13 protein-coding genes are annotated in these 17,035 nt (G+C 55.5%); 7 read left to right on the forward strand and 6 right to left on the reverse strand.

Annotated features, from left to right (window positions below):
- Nucleotides 1–12: 12 nt before the first annotated feature.
- The 3 genes from QTO30_RS12080 (at nucleotide 13) to QTO30_RS12090 (ending at nucleotide 4,112) form a co-directional block, all read left to right on the forward strand.
- Nucleotides 13–981, forward strand: coding sequence for a TAXI family TRAP transporter solute-binding subunit (locus tag QTO30_RS12080; protein WP_445327148.1), 969 nt, complete (start codon nucleotides 13–15; stop codon nucleotides 979–981).
- Between the two features lie 90 nt (nucleotides 982–1,071).
- Nucleotides 1,072–3,684: a TRAP transporter permease gene (locus QTO30_RS12085; protein ID WP_340424357.1), complete on the forward strand. Its 2,613-nt coding sequence runs from the start codon at nucleotides 1,072–1,074 to the stop codon at nucleotides 3,682–3,684.
- Nucleotides 3,681–4,112, forward strand: coding sequence for a universal stress protein (locus QTO30_RS12090; protein WP_340424358.1), 432 nt, complete (start codon nucleotides 3,681–3,683; stop codon nucleotides 4,110–4,112). Before QTO30_RS12085 ends, QTO30_RS12090 begins: the two co-directional genes overlap by 4 nt.
- 252 nt (nucleotides 4,113–4,364) lie before the next feature.
- On the opposite strand, the gene QTO30_RS12095 is transcribed toward QTO30_RS12090, so the two are convergent.
- From QTO30_RS12095 to QTO30_RS12110, 4 genes are all read right to left on the reverse strand, one after another.
- Nucleotides 4,365–7,673: an error-prone DNA polymerase gene (locus tag QTO30_RS12095; RefSeq protein WP_340424359.1), complete on the reverse strand. Its 3,309-nt coding sequence runs from the start codon at nucleotides 7,671–7,673 to the stop codon at nucleotides 4,365–4,367.
- Nucleotides 7,580–9,223, reverse strand: coding sequence for a Y-family DNA polymerase (locus QTO30_RS12100; RefSeq protein WP_340425927.1), 1,644 nt, complete (start codon nucleotides 9,221–9,223; stop codon nucleotides 7,580–7,582). Before QTO30_RS12100 ends, QTO30_RS12095 begins: the two co-directional genes overlap by 94 nt.
- Nucleotides 9,192–9,872, reverse strand: a complete 681-nt coding sequence (locus QTO30_RS12105) for an ImuA family protein (RefSeq protein ID WP_340424360.1) — start codon at nucleotides 9,870–9,872, stop codon at nucleotides 9,192–9,194. Before QTO30_RS12105 ends, QTO30_RS12100 begins: the two co-directional genes overlap by 32 nt.
- A 373-nt stretch (nucleotides 9,873–10,245) precedes the next feature.
- Nucleotides 10,246–10,806, reverse strand: coding sequence for a TetR/AcrR family transcriptional regulator (locus QTO30_RS12110; RefSeq protein ID WP_340424361.1), 561 nt, complete (start codon nucleotides 10,804–10,806; stop codon nucleotides 10,246–10,248).
- Between the two features lie 81 nt (nucleotides 10,807–10,887).
- Here QTO30_RS12110 and QTO30_RS12115 point away from each other — a divergent pair, with 81 nt between their 5' ends.
- From QTO30_RS12115 to QTO30_RS12130, 4 genes are read left to right on the forward strand one after another with little or no spacing between them, the layout of a single operon-like run.
- Entirely contained in the window at nucleotides 10,888–11,349 is a 462-nt protein-coding gene (locus tag QTO30_RS12115) for a (2Fe-2S)-binding protein (RefSeq protein ID WP_340424362.1), read from the forward strand.
- A 3-nt stretch (nucleotides 11,350–11,352) separates the two neighbouring features.
- Complete coding sequence (locus QTO30_RS12120) at nucleotides 11,353–13,593, forward strand: xanthine dehydrogenase family protein molybdopterin-binding subunit (RefSeq protein ID WP_340424363.1); 2,241 nt, start codon at nucleotides 11,353–11,355, stop codon at nucleotides 13,591–13,593.
- 11 nt (nucleotides 13,594–13,604) lie between these two features.
- Complete coding sequence (locus QTO30_RS12125) at nucleotides 13,605–14,219, forward strand: hypothetical protein (RefSeq protein WP_340424364.1); 615 nt, start codon at nucleotides 13,605–13,607, stop codon at nucleotides 14,217–14,219.
- A gap of 8 nt (nucleotides 14,220–14,227) precedes the next feature.
- Nucleotides 14,228–14,575 carry a hypothetical protein gene (locus tag QTO30_RS12130; RefSeq protein WP_340424365.1) on the forward strand — a complete coding sequence of 116 codons (348 nt, stop codon included), beginning with the start codon at nucleotides 14,228–14,230 and terminating at the stop codon, nucleotides 14,573–14,575.
- 108 nt (nucleotides 14,576–14,683) lie between these two features.
- Here QTO30_RS12130 and QTO30_RS12135 read toward each other — a convergent pair whose 3' ends face one another.
- A complete protein-coding gene (locus QTO30_RS12135; RefSeq protein WP_340424366.1) occupies nucleotides 14,684–15,316 on the reverse strand; it encodes an ATP-binding cassette domain-containing protein in 633 nt (210 codons plus the stop codon).
- Entirely contained in the window at nucleotides 15,309–17,003 is a 1,695-nt protein-coding gene (locus QTO30_RS12140; RefSeq protein ID WP_340424367.1) for an ABC transporter permease, read from the reverse strand. The genes QTO30_RS12135 and QTO30_RS12140 overlap by 8 nt, the downstream gene beginning before the upstream one ends.
- Nucleotides 17,004–17,035: the final 32 nt, after the last annotated feature.

Raw genomic sequence — 17,035 nt, forward strand, 5'->3', positions numbered from 1 at the left:
GGGAGAATGAAAATGTTCAATAAAATCAAGATGACAGCAATGGCCGCGGCCGCCACCGTCGTGATGACCCCAACCGCTTATGCGGAAGAGTTCATCACGATCGGGACAGGCGGTGTGACGGGCGTTTACTATCCAACGGGCGGCGCGATTTGCCGTCTGGTAAACCAGGGTCGCCGCGATCACGGCATTCGCTGTTCCGTCGAATCCACGGGCGGTTCCGTGTACAACATCAACACCATTCGCGAAGGCGAATTGGAGTTTGGTGTCGCCCAATCTGACTGGCAATACCATGCATATAACGGCACGTCCCGCTTTGAAGAGAATGGCGCATTTGACGATCTGCGCGCCGTCTTCTCTGTGCACCCAGAACCCTTTACCGTCGTTGCCCGTGCGGATTCAGGCATCACTAGCATTGAAGATCTTGCCGGCAAGCGTGTGAACATTGGCAACCCCGGGTCTGGTCAGCGCGGCACAATGGAAGTGCTGATGGCGGCCCTCGGTTGGACAACCGATGATTTCGCTCTGGCGACTGAGCTGAAAGCCGCAGAGCAGTCTGCCGCACTTTGCGACAACCAGATTGACGCGATGGTCTACACTGTCGGTCACCCTTCCGGTTCGATTTCTGAGGCCACAACAGCTTGCGATTCCGTTCTGGTCGAAGTTTCCGGCGAAGCTGTTGATCAGCTGATCGCTGACAACTCGTTCTACCGCTCGGCGACAATTCCCGGTGGCATGTACCGCGGAAACGACAATGACGTCACAACATTCGGTGTTGGTGCGACATTCGTAAGCTCTGCATCTGTCTCTGAAGATGTGGTTTACACGCTTGTCAAATCTGTCTTTGACAACATCGACGACTTCAAAGGTCTGCACCCTGCATTTGCAAACCTTGAGCCAGCAGACATGGCATCCGCTGGCCTGTCCGCACCACTGCATGATGGTGCTGCCAAATACTATAAAGAAGCTGGCCTGATAGAATAACTCTGGTCAGATCAATAATAACGCCGGGGGCGGGTTCGCGCGCCCTCGGTCATCAACTCAATCAGCCGGAAACCGGCGGCAGGGGGACATATGACCAAATCAGAGAACCGCGCGCTCAGCGAGGAAGAGCTTCAGGAACTGGTCGCGGCAAGTGACAGCGGCGCACGCAGCCCAAGTGGGGCCGTGGGGAAGATGATCGCGATCACCGCGCTGTTATGGTCCGTCTTTCAGGTGCTTCTCGCCTCGCCGGTCGGTCCTTACATCCTGCCCGGTGATCTGATCAATAACTCCCGCCAAATCCATCTCGCCTTTGCGATTTTTCTCTCTGCGATGGCCTATCCTTTATTCAAGAACAGCCCGCGTGACCATATTCCGTGGTATGACTGGATTTTGGGCGTCGGTGGTGCGTTTCTGGCACTTTATGGATACTTTTTTTACGACAAGATTGTCGGCAATGGCGGCCTCGCTGATACTGCGGACGCCTATTTCGGCCTTGCCGGTTTGATCTTCCTCTTTATCGCGGCCTACAGAACGCTTGGGCCCGTCATGGTGGTTCTGGCTGTTGTGTTCCTGGGCTACGTCTTTTTCGGATCATCCGAGGTTGTGCCAGACCAAATCCGCTGGGCCGGGGCAAGCCTGCGCAAAGCGATGAGCCATATGTGGATCACATCTGAAGGTGTGTTCGGGATCGCGCTTGGCGTTTCCACACGGTTCGTATTCCTGTTTGTTCTGTTTGGGGCCTTGCTGGATAAGGCTGGCGCTGGGAACTACTTTATCAAAATGGCATTCGGCGCGCTTGGGCACTTGCGTGGCGGACCTGCGAAAGCCGCCGTTGTTGGCTCTGCCGCGACCGGTCTGATCTCGGGATCTTCGATTGCCAATGTGGTGACAACAGGCACGTTCACCATTCCGCTGATGAAACGTGTGGGGTTTAGCGCGGAAAAGGCAGGTTCGGTCGAGGTGGCGTCATCCGTCAACGGCCAAATCATGCCCCCGGTCATGGGTGCTGCGGCGTTCCTGATGGTGGAATATGTCGGCATTTCCTATGTCGAGGTGATTACCCACGCCTTCTTGCCCGCGATTATTTCTTACATCGCTCTGGTCTATATCGTTCACCTCGAAGCGGTGAAAAACAACATGCCAACTATCGGCAACAAGGTTGTGAACCTGTTCAACACGGTCCTTGGGATGTTTGGCTTCTTCGCCGGTTTTGCTTTGCTATGCTATGCAACGCAATATCCGGTGGCGGCCGTCGTGTCGCTGTTCCCGGAAGGCTCCGGTTGGATTCTCGCAGCACTTCTCGGGTTGGTCTATATTGCACTGGTCTATTTGGCCGCGCAGACAGACGACCTGGAACCAGATGATCCAAATGCAGAGGTCGTGGAGCTTCCCGACCTTGCAAAGATCTACAAGTCTGGCCTCTACTATCTGCTGCCAATCATCGTTCTGGTCTATTTCCTGATGATTGAACGCAAGTCACCTGGTCTGTCGGCGTTTTGGGCAACCTTCCTGCTATTTGGCATCTTGATCACGCAAAAGACGCTCAAGGCGATGTTTCGTGGCGAAGCAAACGCTGTTGGACGCCTCTATGACGGGTGTGTTGATCTGGTCGAAGGCATGATCGACGGTGCGCGCAACATGATCGGTATTGGCCTTGCGACGGCGACAGCAGGTATCATCGTGGGCACGGTGTCGCTCACGGGTATCGGCCAAGTTATGGCTGACTTCGTGGAATTCCTGTCAGGTGGCAACCTGATCCTGATGCTGGTCTTTGTGGCGATCCTGTCACTGATCCTTGGGATGGGTTTGCCAACGACGGCGAACTACATCGTCGTGTCGTCGCTGATGGTCGCTGTGGTTGTCGAGCTAGGCGCGCAAAACGGCCTGATCGTTCCATTGATCGCGGTTCACCTGTTTGTTTTCTACTTCGGGATCATGGCGGATGTGACGCCACCGGTAGGACTTGCCAGTTTTGCGGCGGCCGCTGTCTCGGGCGGTGACGCGATCCGGACCGGATTTACCGCGTTTTTCTACAGCTTGCGGACCGTTGCCCTGCCCTTTGTGTTTATCTTCAACACCGATCTGCTGCTGATCGATGTGACATGGGCCCAGGGCATCGTGGTCTTCATCACGGCAACGATAGGCATTTTGGTGTTTACGGCTGCCACGATGGGCTGGTTCCTGACCAAGAACCGGATTTGGGAAACGCTCGCCATGCTGCTTATCGCATTTGCGCTGTTCCGCCCTGGCTTTTTTATGAACCAAATCCAACCGCCGTTTGAAGAAATCGCACCCGCTGCATTTACAGAGGCATTGGCGAACGCGGAACCCGGCAGCACTTTGCGGACAATTATCTCCGGACCCGACTTTGACACCTTCGAAATGAAGGATGTGACTGTTCCCTTGACCGTGCCTGATGTTGATGGCGGCGATGCGCGGCTTGACGCTCTGGGCATTATTCTGGTGCCAGATGACGATGTTCAACAAATGGACGAGCCCGGGTTCGGTACCGACTTGTCAGATACTTTGTCGTCGTTTGATTTCTATGGAGACGAGCCTGTTGCGATCACCGGTGTTCAAGTCGCATCCAATCAAATGCCCAAAGAACTGATCTGGATCCCTGCGTTGCTGTTGCTGGCTTTGATCGCTTACTTGCAAAAAGGGCGCGCAGCACCCGCCGTTCGAGAAGGAGAGATGGCATGATCAAAACGATCTTATGTGCGGTTGATATTACCCGTCCTGACGAAGATGCGAATGTGCTTAAGGCCGCAAAAAAGCTCGCCGATATGGACGGTGCGCAACTTGATGTCATTACCGTTGTTCCCGACTTTGGGGCGTCAGTGGTTGGTGCTTACTTCCAAGATCACCATGTCAAATCTGCGCAAGACGGTGCAGCCGCCGCTCTAAGTGAGATGGCGGAACAGGCGATTGGCAAAGATGCGAACCTGGCGGTTCGGCATATCGTTTCTATTGGCTCAGTGTATGAGGAAGTTCTTAAGACAGCGAAACTGTCAAAAGCTGATCTGATTGTGATTGGGGCACATAAGCCAGACTTTAAGGATTATCTTCTCGGCCCGAATGCGGCACGTGTCGTACGCCATTCTGAATGTTCGGTATACGTGGTCAGATAGCGGCGTAAGCACAACACATGTCTGAGTTTCGTATTGGCGCTGTACGAATGTCAACGCCGGAGTAGCGGCACCAGGGCATCACGAACTGCTTGCAATGTCTGCTATGGGCCAAAGTATGATAACGCTACCGGCTCCATATCAGCCGTAAGGGCAATGTAGCTACAGCCACCTTCAAAGGCCGCGCTTTCGTCGCGCGCTCTGGTGACATTTCTACTTGGTTGGAACGGGCTCTTGCTACTTAAGAACAGTCCTTCAATGAAAGTCCCGAGACTTCGGAATGATCCTGACATCACGTGGATGCCTTTGGACATGGGGCGGGATGGGTTTTTTCACTTCATCTGTATGTGCAAGCGGGACATCCATATGATCATTTGACAATCCTAAAAGCGCATCGCTGCGATCCGTCAAACGATGTGCGACAATATGGATGACCTGACTGTCTTTATCCTTTTGCACAACGCCTGAAACGTCGATCAATCTCGCGCCCATGATCACTTTTCGAAACGCGACCATGACTTTCGGCCAGACCACGATATTGGCAACCCCTGTTTCATCCTCAAGCGTGATGAAACACACGCCTTTCGCACTGCCCGGTCTCTGCCGGATCAACACAATCCCTGCCAGAGAGATTCGTTGCCCATTACGCATTGGGGCGAGGTCAGCGGCAGGATTATAACCTTGCCGTGTCATGCTTTTGCGCAGGAATGACATCGGGTGCGCCTTGAGCGACAGCCGAAGTGTTTGGTAATCTGCCACCACATGTTCGCATATGGGCATTTGCGGCAAAGGGAATGCCACCTCTGGCCCCTCATCCCGTGTTTCCGCAAAAAGCGGCAAATCGGGTGCGTCGCGCAACGCTCGCGCATCCCAAAGCGCCTGACGACGGTCAAGGGCTATAGAGCGAAACGCATCTGCCGCAGAGAGTTTCTGCACTGTGCCCGCATCAATCAAACTACGCTCTTTGAGGTCTTGGATGTCAATATAAGGCATGTCGCGAGCCATCATAACCCGCGCGGCTTTTTCCTGTGCAACACCATCAACCTGCCGCAGTCCCAAACGCACCGCGAATTGCCCGTTCCCTAATGGCTCAAGTGTATTATCCCAATCGCTGTAATTGATATCGGCTGGACGCACTTCAACGTCATGTTCCCTTGCATCCCGCACAATCTGGGCGGGGGCGTAAAACCCCATCGGCTGGGAATTCAGTAACGCCACACAAAACACACCAGGATAATGGCATTTGATCCAGCTTGAAACATAGACCAGATGCGCAAAGCTCGCTGCATGGCTTTCGGGGAACCCGTAATCACCAAAGCCTTTGATCTGGTTGAAACAGCGATGCGCAAACTCAGGATCATAGCCGCGCTTGATCATGCGGCTGACCATTTTGTCTTCAAGTTCGCCAATAGTGCCCTTGGACCTGAATGTAGCCATTGCCTTGCGCAGTTGGTTCGCCTCATCTGGGCTGAACTCTGCGGCAACCATCGCCAGCTTCATAGCTTGTTCCTGAAAGATGGGCACACCCTTGGTACGAGACAGCACATTGCGCAATTCATCAGGGTCATGCGGCGGCGCGGGCGATGGGTAATCCTCTGGTTCTAGCCCGTTCCGTCGCCGCAGATAGGGGTGCACCATATCCCCTTGGATCGGGCCAGGGCGCACAATGGCAACCTGAATGACCAGATCATAAAATTCTCGTGGTTTCAGGCGCGGGAGCATATTCATCTGTGCACGGCTTTCGACCTGAAACACACCGACACTGTCGCCTTTGCAGAGCATGTCGTAGGTTGCTTCATCACCACCTTTGATATCTGCGAGCGTCAACTTTTCCCCATAATGCGCTTCAATCAGATCAAAGGCTTTACGGATACAGGTCAGCATCCCCAAGGCCAGCACATCGACCTTGAGGATACGCAATTCATCAATATCGTCCTTGTCCCATTCGATGAATGTGCGATCCGGCATTGCGCCGTTGCCAATTGGCACGGTCTCGATCAGTTTCTTTTCTGTCAGGATGAACCCGCCAACATGCTGCCCAAGATGTCGTGGCATGCCAATCATCTGGTCAGCCAGTTTGATCGTGCGCGCCATCAGTGGGTCTTTAAGATCAATACCCGCTTCTTCGGCCTCTTTCATCCCGACGGTGCGCCCCCATGACCCCCAGATTGTCTTGGCGAGGGCGGCAGTTACATCCTCAGATAATCCCATGACCTTGCCAACCTCACGTACGGCCATACGCGGGCGGTAATGGATGACAGTTGCACAAAGCGCGGCCCGGTCGCGCCCATACTTCTCGTAAATATGCTGGATGACTTCTTCACGCCGTTCATGTTCGAAATCGACATCAATATCCGGCGGCTCTTTGCGTTCTTCACTGATGAAGCGCTCAAACAACAGATCGTTCTTATCAGGATCAACCGCCGTAATTCCCAGCACATAGCAAACCGCAGAATTGGCCGCTGACCCGCGCCCCTGACACAAGATTGGCGGTTTGGATTCATAGCGCGCGTAATTCACAACCTGCTGGATCGTTAAAAAGTACTGGGCGATATCCAGCTTCCCAATCAGTGCAAGTTCTCTGTTAAGAGTGACTTTTAGTGTTTCTGGCACACCATTTGGATATCGCTGTGCGGCCCCTTGCCATGTCAGTTCTTCCAGATAACCTTGCGGCGTGCGCCCCTCTGGCACTGTTTCTTTGGGATATTCATAGGCCAGTTCTGTCAAAGTAAATTGACAGGCATCCGCTATGTCACGGGTGGCCTTGATCGCATGGGGCCATTCGGCAAAAAGTTGTGCCATTTGAGTGGGGGATTTCAAATGACGTTCCGCATTAGCATCCAGCAAAAACCCAGCTTTTTGAATGGTTGTCTTGTGTAAGATGCAAGTCATCACATCCTGTAATGGCCGACGCTCCGGCGCATGGTAATGGACATCATTGGTCGCAAGGATGGACATGCCATGTGTCTTGGCAAGATTGTCGAGCCTGTTGATGCGCGCACGATCATCCCCACGATAAAGATAACTGGCTGCAATATGTTTAAGTGTTGGGAGTGCGTTTTTTAGGCGATGTAATCCAGATGCAAAGCTGTCTACATCGACACGTGGAACGACAATTAACTGTACACCATCACTGTATCGCGCAAGATCATCTAATGTGATGTGGCAGGTGCCCTTGTCCTGCCATGCCCCGTCAAGGTTCTGCATTTTTCCTTTAGAGAGCAATGTACATAACCGCCCATAGGCAGCGCGATCGCATGGGTAAGCCAGAAATTCTTCACCAGAGACGAGTTGCAGGCGACACCCAATGACAGGGACTATCTGCGCTTTGCTCGCTTCGGCATGTAATCGTACAACCCCGGCCATTGTATTGAGGTCCGCACAGCCAAGCTTGTCATATCCAAGCCTATTGGCTGTCGTTGCAAGGTCCACGGCATCAGAGGCACCACGCAGAAAAGAAAAACACGTGGTCACACCCAGCTCGACAAAAGCTGCCTTTGGGTTCCTGCGAAACCCGTCATCTTCAATCGTGCGGCGCGGGCGTTGATTGTCCATCTCAGGCATATGATGAAATCCCTATCATCTTGCCCCGAAAGCGCGCGCTGGAAAGATCCCAAACGCGCCGTATGTATTGCCGCCAAATCATCATGCAAAACACCCGTGCACAAACCAGCGCGGGTCACCGCCACGGCCATCCTCATGCAGCCCTTCGCGATACATCCAGATGCGATGACCGGACTGGTTCTCGACCTTAAAGTAGTCTCGCAGCCGGGTACTGGGGCGATCATGCCACCATTCAGGCGCAATACGTTCTGGTCCCGCATATCTGGCCACGCGATGTGTTTGCTTAGGCGCCAGACAAATTGTGCAGGTGGCCCTTCTGGTACAGCATAAAGCACACGGACTTCCTCAGGGTTTGCAAACAGGCGCAGCGGGCGCTCTTGGCCCGTTGCAACACCCATCTCGACATCGCCACTGAGGGCATAAAGCCTTCGTTCGGCCCGTTCCGGTACATGGCTTTCATACAAAACAGGGCGCGTGACAGCATGTGTCCCAAATTTTGCGCTGAGCCGATCCACTAATCGGTTCAGGTGCACCCCATCATCTGTTCCACCATCCAAGCGATTTTGGCGTGTCTGCATCTCTTCAACATCGCCTGCATTCAATATGATGAGGTCAAACCCAAAACCCGGATTGATGCGTTCAACCTTATCCCGGAAAAGACTGTGCAAGTGTATCGGATCACGGGTGATGGCCGCCGTCGCCACGCTGACCTCGCTCACATCACCATCGGTGCGATAGACCGCCAAATGCAGGCGGCGACAGCCATAACCTGCCTCTTGTAGCTTATCGCAAAGCTCTGTGCATAGTTCTGGCAGATAGGGGGTTGGGTCAAAAATAGGTTCGGCCAAGCGGCTTTGCACATGAAACCGGGGTTTGGCATCCACGCTTGCAACTGGTTCGGCCAGTTTACCCAAAGCCTGATCAAGTCGCATGAGCGGATTGCTTGTCAGGGGCGCTTTGACAAAGCGGCGAGTGAGCGACAAGCGCGGTACACCCATAAGCACACCAATGGTCTTGAGCCCTAAACGACGTAAGAGAAGGACAGTCTCAGGCTGCAAGCGAAGTGCAGTTACAGGCAAGGGTCCTAGTTTATGACAAACGTCATCCGCCTCACAAATAGAGCGGACCGCGTCGAAACGGGCCAAAGCCCATGCCGCACCCCATGTGGGTGCGACCGCCAGTTGTGCGCTAAGACCCAAGCGTGACAGTTGCGTTTCCATCTCAACCAACATGGCGGCCTCACCACCAAGCAAATGGTCCGATCCCGTTGTGTCGAGGATCAGGCCATCCGCGCCATCCCGCACAGTCCAGGGACACCAGCGGCGCGCCCAAAGCACCAAACGGTCCAAGGCGGTGCGATCCCCTGCCAGATCAGCATATTCAATCTGCAATTCAGGACAGATTGCACGCATATCAGAAACCCGGGCGTCCAGATTGATCCCCTGCAAACGGGCGGCGCGGTTGGCAGCATGGATCACAGGGCCATGGTGGCCTTCACTGACCAGTGCGATTGGGACATCATCCGGCGGCGCGTTGCCCTGTCGCTCCATCACGCGCTGCCACCTCTCCATCGCGAAATGGGGCAGCGAGATTGAAACGATCCGCCGTTCCATCATAACTGGCGACCCATGTTCCCGGCGAACGATTGCGCGACCGGAACAACGTGACCTGCCAGCGTGGCGCACCTGGGGCGTGTATATCTTGCGGATGTGGGGCAGATGGTAGCGACTTCACACGCCATCTGTCTCGCGCCGCACTGAGGTCGGCAGAGGCCGCACGGCGGATCAACCAACACGGCATCCTGGCCGCCTCCGCCCGCATGGATAACCGTTTGGTCGCAGTGAAATCCAACGCTGGCGGGTCGCCCCAGATCTCGCCCATAACGGCGGTCAGACTGTGACAGCGCAACCCTTCCTCTATCGCAAATAATGCATCGGCAGCGCGGCTGACAGTCACCTGAATAATCGGGCGTTTTATGCCAATTCCCGGCAGATATGGCGCACCTGTTTCCTTGCGCGAAAGATGATCCTGCACCCACAAGATAGGTGCGACCTTGCGCGGGAGACTGGCGAGTACAAAGCCCATAACCCCGGCATCGGTGACGACATCGGCAAAAACCTCTGACGAAAATGACTGTTGGGTTTGGTCGGACTTGCGACATTGATCTACCAAACGCTTTTGGGTTTTCAATGATCCCATCTAAGACATACCGAATCTGCATAATGTTCACTATTTGTTCTTATATCAAAATATACAAGATGCCGTCAAAGGTTGATTATGGGCGCTGCAACGGTTCGTTAGGAATGCATCGCGCAATATGCAGCCTACCGCCTAGCTTGAATCCAGCTTGTGAAAACGTCATTAGCCTTGACAACTACACGATGCCAAAACGCACACTGCATCGTAACAGCCGAGCCCGCGACCGACCCCTTCATAGCACAGTGTGGCCTTGTCAGTTGAAACGCTCACAGCCGCGTTTCGCACCAATTGCGTGAATCCCTATACTTGGCAACGTTCTAGCAATTGTTCTTTGCGATATCCCGATGATCTTTGGGCGGCTATAGAGTACAAATCATGTATTTAGCAGCGCCAAGGTCGCCGCCCTGATTGTGCGCAGGCGTGACCGCAATTGTTCTATGTCTTTTACCCCATACTTTGCATTCAAGCTGGTTGCGTAGAAGAAGTCGGCAATTTCGTCGTGCCCTTTTGTAGCGTCGGTCCGTTCAGGTCCATCGGTGTTCAGCATTTGGGTGATCGCGTTGCGCCACTGCAGGTCAAGGGTTGTCATCTCCTCGGATGCGGCCTTGTGCATGCCGTCCATAAGCTCAGCCCAGTCTGGAGCTGCATGGATCGCTTCGAACCATTTGAGCGGACCGAACGTCTGGAACGCGCTCAGTTTCTCCTCAAGGGTCGTCGCGTCGGCCCACTCGTTCATGACAGCGGCATAGGTTTCTTCACCGGCTTGTCGCACCACGGCGCGCAGGATTTCCTCCTTGCCCGGAAATGCGTTATAGACGGTTTGTCGCGCGACACCCGCTTCCGCAGCAATATCGCCCATCGTCGTCTTGGAATAGCCGTAGCGGGCGAACATGTTTGTCGCCGCAGTAATGATCATGTGGTTCTTATTGGTCATGAATTCCATTTGACATATCAGCGAAAATATATCAATTAGACTTAAAGTGACTAATTGTCCAATCAACAGAGGAACAGACAGATGCGACTACTGGTGAACGGTGAGGAACGTGAAGTCGATGTCGAAGATGACATGCCCCTGTTGTGGGTGCTTCGCGACGAATTGGGGCTGACCGGCACAAAGTATGGTTGCGGAGTTGCCCAATGCGGTGCCTGTACTGTCCATATGGATGGCGTTGCCGTACGCAGTTGTCAGGTCGCAGCAGCAACAGCTGAAGGCGCAGATGTCGTGACGATCGAAGGGTTGAGCGCGCCCGACGCCTTGCATGCGGTGCAGGAGGCATGGGTCGAACATCAAGTCGCACAGTGCGGTTACTGCCAGTCAGGCCAAATCATGCAAGCGGCCTCCCTGCTCGAAAACAACCCGGAGCCGACAGACGATGACATCGACATCGTCATGGGCGGCAACCTATGCCGTTGCGGCACCTATCCACGTATCCGGGCCGCTGTGAAGACGGCCGCAACCAAACTGCAGGAGGCGTGATCCATGGGACGTTTAAAAACAATTGGTAAGCGTTCGTTTCTGATTGGTTCGGCTACGGTTCTCGGCGGTGTGGCCTTTGGCACCTTCATGGCGGCGCGTCCTCACGCCAATCCACTGAAGGTAGGATTGGGTGAAGGAGAGGCCGCATTTAACCCCTTTGTCAAACTGACGTCTGACGGGATTACGCTCATCGTCCCGCATGCTGACATCGGTCAAGGCGTGCAGTCTTCGCAGGCAGCCCTCATAGCCGAAGAGCTGGATATCGACGTTGAACAGGCCACGCTTAGCTTTGGTGAACCCAATGCGGCCTACTACAACACCGCATTTGCCGAAGAAGGCGTCCCTTTCATGTCGTTTGACGACGGCTCAGTAGCAGAGACGATGCGCGGCGTCATGGGTGGCGTGGTTAAACTGCTGGGTATTCAGGGTACAGGTGGCTCGACCTCGATGCCCGACCAATACGAGAAGCTCCGCATGGCGGGTGCTGTCGCGCGCGAAACGATCAAAGCTGCCGCAAGCCAGCGCACGGGTATACCCGTAGCGCAGCTCAAGACCGCAAAAGGTGAAGTCGTCCTGCCCGACGGGGCGACAATTGCCTACACGGATCTAGCGGCTGATGCCGCTGAGATTTCGGCAGTGACCAAAGTCGCGCTACGCGACCCTTCGACATGGGTGAAAGTCGGCAAGCCGATGATGCGGACCGACACGTTTGCCAAATCCACCGGCACGCAGATCTTTGGCATCGATATCACATTTGAGGGGATGGTTCATGCCTCCGTCCGGATCAATCCGCGCAAAGGCGGTCCTATACAAAGTTACAGTGCAACAGAAGCCGAAACCATGCGCGGCGTGCGGGCCATTGTACCTGTGACTAACGGCGTTGCGGTGATTGCGGATAATACGTGGCGGGCCATCCAGGCGGTCAACGCGATCGAGGTTGATTGGGGAGAAGCCCCCTACCCGGCCGAAATGGACGGCCATTGGAAGGAAGTCGCGGCCAGTTTTGTTGCGGACCGACTTGATCAGGAATGGCGCGCCGATGGGGATGTTGATGCGGCGCTCGCAGACGCTGAAACCATCACCATCGAAAACCGCGCACCCTATGTCGCACACCAGCCATTGGAACCGCTCAATGCAATTGTACTGGTTTCTGACGACAGCGTCGAAGTGTGGACGGGCCATCAGATGCCCCGGTTTGTCCAGCAACAGGTTGCGGGCGTCGCGGGTGTTGACCCGGAGAAAGTCATATTCCACAACCAGTTCTCTGGCGGAAGTTTCGGGCACCGGCTGGAGTTTGAGCACATCAAACAGGCGACCGAAGTCGCCATGACAATACCTGGCACACCGGTCAAGCTGACCTACAGCCGTGAAGAGGATTTCTTACAGGACTTCCCGCGCCAAATCGCGATGTCACGGGCGCAGGGTGTTGTCAAAAACGGTCAGGTCACAGCGCTTTCACTCGATATCGCATCTCCTTCCGTTATCGGATCGCAGGGTGCTCGATTAGGGCAATCTGTGCCTGGACCGGATATGCAGATCGTCGCGGGCGCATGGAACATGCCTTATGACATCCCCGATCTAAGGGTGCGTGGCTACCGGGTGCCAGAACTGGCACCGGTCAGTTCCTGGCGGTCAGTTGGCGCCAGCCATGCCGGGTTCTTTGCCGAAAACACGCTGGACGAGCTGATCCGCGCGGCAGGCGCTGATCCGATGGAAGAACGTCTGCGACTCGTGAACCATGCGGTCCATCGTGCAGTGCTCGAAGCTGTGGCAGAGATGTCGGATTGGGGCAAAGACCTTGGTCCGAACAGGGGGCGTGGTCTGGCACTAGTCGAAAGCTTTGGTGTGCCCACAGCAGAGGTCATTGATGTGTCCATGACCGACTATGGCATCAAAATCGACAATGTCTATGTCGTTGCTGATGTGGGCAAAGTCATCGACCCAATCAACTTTGAAAACCAGGTGCAAGGCGGTGTCGTCTGGGCGCTGGGACATGCGATCAACTCGGAAATCACTTATTCCGACGGCATGGCAGAGCAGACGAACTATCACGCCGCCGAGGGTATGAGGATATTCCAAACGCCAGAGATCGAGGTGCTGGGCCTTGAAAACGCCGCGAAAATCCGAGGCATTGGCGAACCACCGGTGCCGCCAGCGGCAGCAGCCCTTGCCAGCGCGATCTATGACCTGACCGGGGTACGTCTGCGCGAGATGCCGTTCAACAAATTCGTCGATTTTGTATAGGTGTGAAGGGTATGAAGAGAGTCCTCGGAGCGCTATGCGTAACGGTCGTCGCATTCGCGGCCTTTGCGGAAGGTGAAAACGTCATCATTGCACCCCCCGAAGAAGGGTCTGTCAGCCGTCAGGCTGGCCTGGAAGCCTGGTCCCGTGTTTACGAAGTAACGTCGCACCCACGCTGCGCCAATTGCCACGTGGGAGCGGACAACATTCCGATGTGGTCGGGGCCCAGCTACGGAGAGGCCCGCCCGCATGGCATGAACATCAATGCAGGCGACAGTCGCATTGGCATGGAATACGTGCAATGCAGTGCGTGTCATGCCTATCGCGAAGCGAGCAACGATATTCCACATGCCGCCCCACAGGTTGCGATGAACTGGCAATTGGCTCCGGTCGAAGCGGAATGGTTTGGCAAATCATCGGTTGAGATCTGCAATCAGCTGCGCGATCCTGAACGCAATGGCGGACGCGATTTCCGCGAGATCGCAAGCCATCTTGACCACGATCTTATCCTGCATTGGGCGTGGAGCCCAGGTGGTACACGCGAACCAGCACCCTATAGCCTCCAAGAGCACGTCAACGATATCCTCGCATGGGGCGTTGCGGGCTACCCATGTGCTAACGATCAATGAGGTCCGATATGACAAAAGCAAGCGGTGCAATGCGCTGGGGGGCCGTCTTTGTTGGTATTTCCGCTGGCCTGCATGTCCTTGCTCTCTTCGTGAGCGGCTTTAGCAGCGAAGCGATGCGACTTTTGCCGGTCGCGCTGGTCTATGCAGTATTGGCCTATGGAGTGCTGCGTGGATGGCGTTTGCTGGCCTATGCCGTTTTCCTTGTGATGCTGATCGGCACCAGCTTCGCCGTGTTGGGGATTTGGGCATCTGGTGATGTACCGCAATGGATTTATAGCTCTATCGCTGCATCCAATATACTGGCGGCAGCGGCGCTGTTTGCAGCTCTTTGGAAAGCGCCGGAAGCGTCCACCTGATCAGATTATTGCACGTGTCAACGCAGGTTGACCGTAATGCATGAAAACGCTGCAGGCCGGCGGAATACCTGACGCTTCGGTGACGAAATCTGAGTATATTGTCAAAGCCTACCCGAGGGTGACGATCGCGCCACCTGCAGCCTGCGCATCATCTGCGTCATGTGTGACCATCAGTACCGGCAATGCACGCGCCTTGGCCCTGTCAAAGACCATTTCGCGGACCTGCGCGCGTAAAGCCGCATCGAGCCGCGAAAACGGCTCGTCCAACAAAAGCCCGCAAGGCTCTGACAGCAACATCCGCATCAGTGCCACGCGCGCCTTTTGGCCGCCGGACAAGGTCGCGGGGTCGCGGTCTGCAAAGCCGCCCAAGCCGACCTCCAGCAAAGCTTCCTCGATCTTGGTTCGCCGCGCAGCGGCATTGCCGCCCGGCTGTAGGCCAAAGGCCAAATTTGCCCCAACCGACAGGTGGGGAAACAGCAGATCATCTTGGAACAAGATCCCAACCCGGCGCTGGTGCGGAGCGGTATTTGTGATGTTGTGACCATCCAGCCAAACCTCGCCAGTGGCTGTGAACTCGGGTGCAAGTGTGCCTGTGATGAAGGCCAGTAAGGTTGATTTCCCAACACCCGAAGGCCCCATGAGGGTCAGTACCTGACCAGGATCAATCTCATGGTTCACTGAAAGTAGCGGTACTTTGTTTTTGGTGATCGTCACATCACGCAGGGCCAAACCCCTATCCATGTCGTAGCCCTCTTCTATTGCGCCAAACCAATGCCGGGATCAGCAAGGCCAGCGCAAACGGCACCAGCGCAGCCCCGGTTTGCATCAGCCCATACACGCCAATCGCCCTGCGGTCACCGCCAGACGCGAGCGCAACTGCTTCAGTCGTCAGGGTGGCAACACGCCCGCCACCGATCAGCAAAGTTGGTAGGTATTGCCCCACGGAAACAGCTAATCCTACAGCCAAAGCCGTCAGGATCGGGCGCAGCAACATCGGTAGACGCACACGCCAAAGCACCCCATTCGGGCTGGCGCGCAATGCAGCGGCGATCGTGCCCATACGCGTATCCCATGCGCGGAATGGATCGGCCAAGGACAGGAACACGTACGGTAGCACAAAAACCAGATGCGCCAGCATCACAGGGAGACGCCCAACGTCTGCGCCAAGGCTCAGCATCAACGTCTGTAACCCCGGCAGGAAAGCCGTCTGCGGGATAAGAAGCGGCAGATAAAGCAACCAAACCGCGCGTTGGCTGAAGGAAAGACCAAAGCGATACTCGGCCTCCAGACATCCGATGGTCAGGATCAGCGCGACAAGCGCCACGGTCACCGCAATGAGGGCCGTTTCACCCAATGCTTCCAACGTACCGGGGCCAAAACGCATCCAGTTTCGCAGCGTGAACGCGTCGGGGAATGCATCGGGGAATCCCCAAAATCCGGCAAAGGACCAGATCGTCAGAACGACAAGGCCGAACAAAACACTCAGCGCACAAACCACTCCAGCTGTCAAAGCGCCGACAGCAACAACGCCATCCAGCTTCCCGCGCGTGCCAGACGCAATCCATCGCACCCCCAAGCCTCCGATCGCGAACTCTCCAAATCGCCAGAATGCCAGCGCACCAATCACCAATCCCAGCTGCAGCAAGGCACCTGCAGCCCCTTCAAGCCGCATGGCAAGATCAGGATCAGACATCCATTTGACGATCTGCACGGACAAAGGAGGCGGCGTGTTCGGCCCAAGGATGACGGCAACATCCACCACAGACATTGAATAGGCCAGCACCACATAAATCGGCGGTCTGATCTGCGCATAGACACGCGGGAACACGGTCTTGAGCCAGCCCGTCACGCGCCCATAGCCCAAGGCCTGCGAAATCGCGACGCTGCGCTGTGCGTCAGCCTGCCCAAGGGCGGCCAATGTGATCAAGAGCAAGAAGGGAACCTCTTTCACGATCAATCCGGCTGTCATCGTCAGACCCCAGGTGTCCTGCACGATCAACAGGTCTGGTGGACGGTCCCAACCCGTCAGACCCGGAGAGAACAGACGAGACAGCCAACCTGATGGCGCGATCAGAAAGGCCAAACCAAAGGCGGCCGCCGCATGCGGGACCGATAATAGCGGCGAAAGCAACCGCTCCAATGCGCGGAATGGTTTGGTACCTGACCAACCGGCCGTGACCAGCATGACGATGGCCAGCGATATGGACGTGGCCAGCAATCCTGTTGAAATCGACAGCAGCATCGCACGCGGCAGGCCCGCCCAATCAAACAGATCACGGAACGGGTCGATCGATGGGCCGGTCAGCCCTGCCGCTGGCAAGTGTCCAAAGGCTGGCAGCAACGTACCCCACAAGCCAGCCGCCACAGGCCCCAACATCGCAAGCAATGTCAGGACTGGCAGAATAGGAAGGAAACGGCGGCGGTTCATCTGGGCTCCCGTCCCGGGCAGAACCCGGGACG

The organism is Yoonia sp. GPGPB17, from assembly GCF_037892195.1.
Lineage (GTDB): Bacteria > Pseudomonadota > Alphaproteobacteria > Rhodobacterales > Rhodobacteraceae > Yoonia.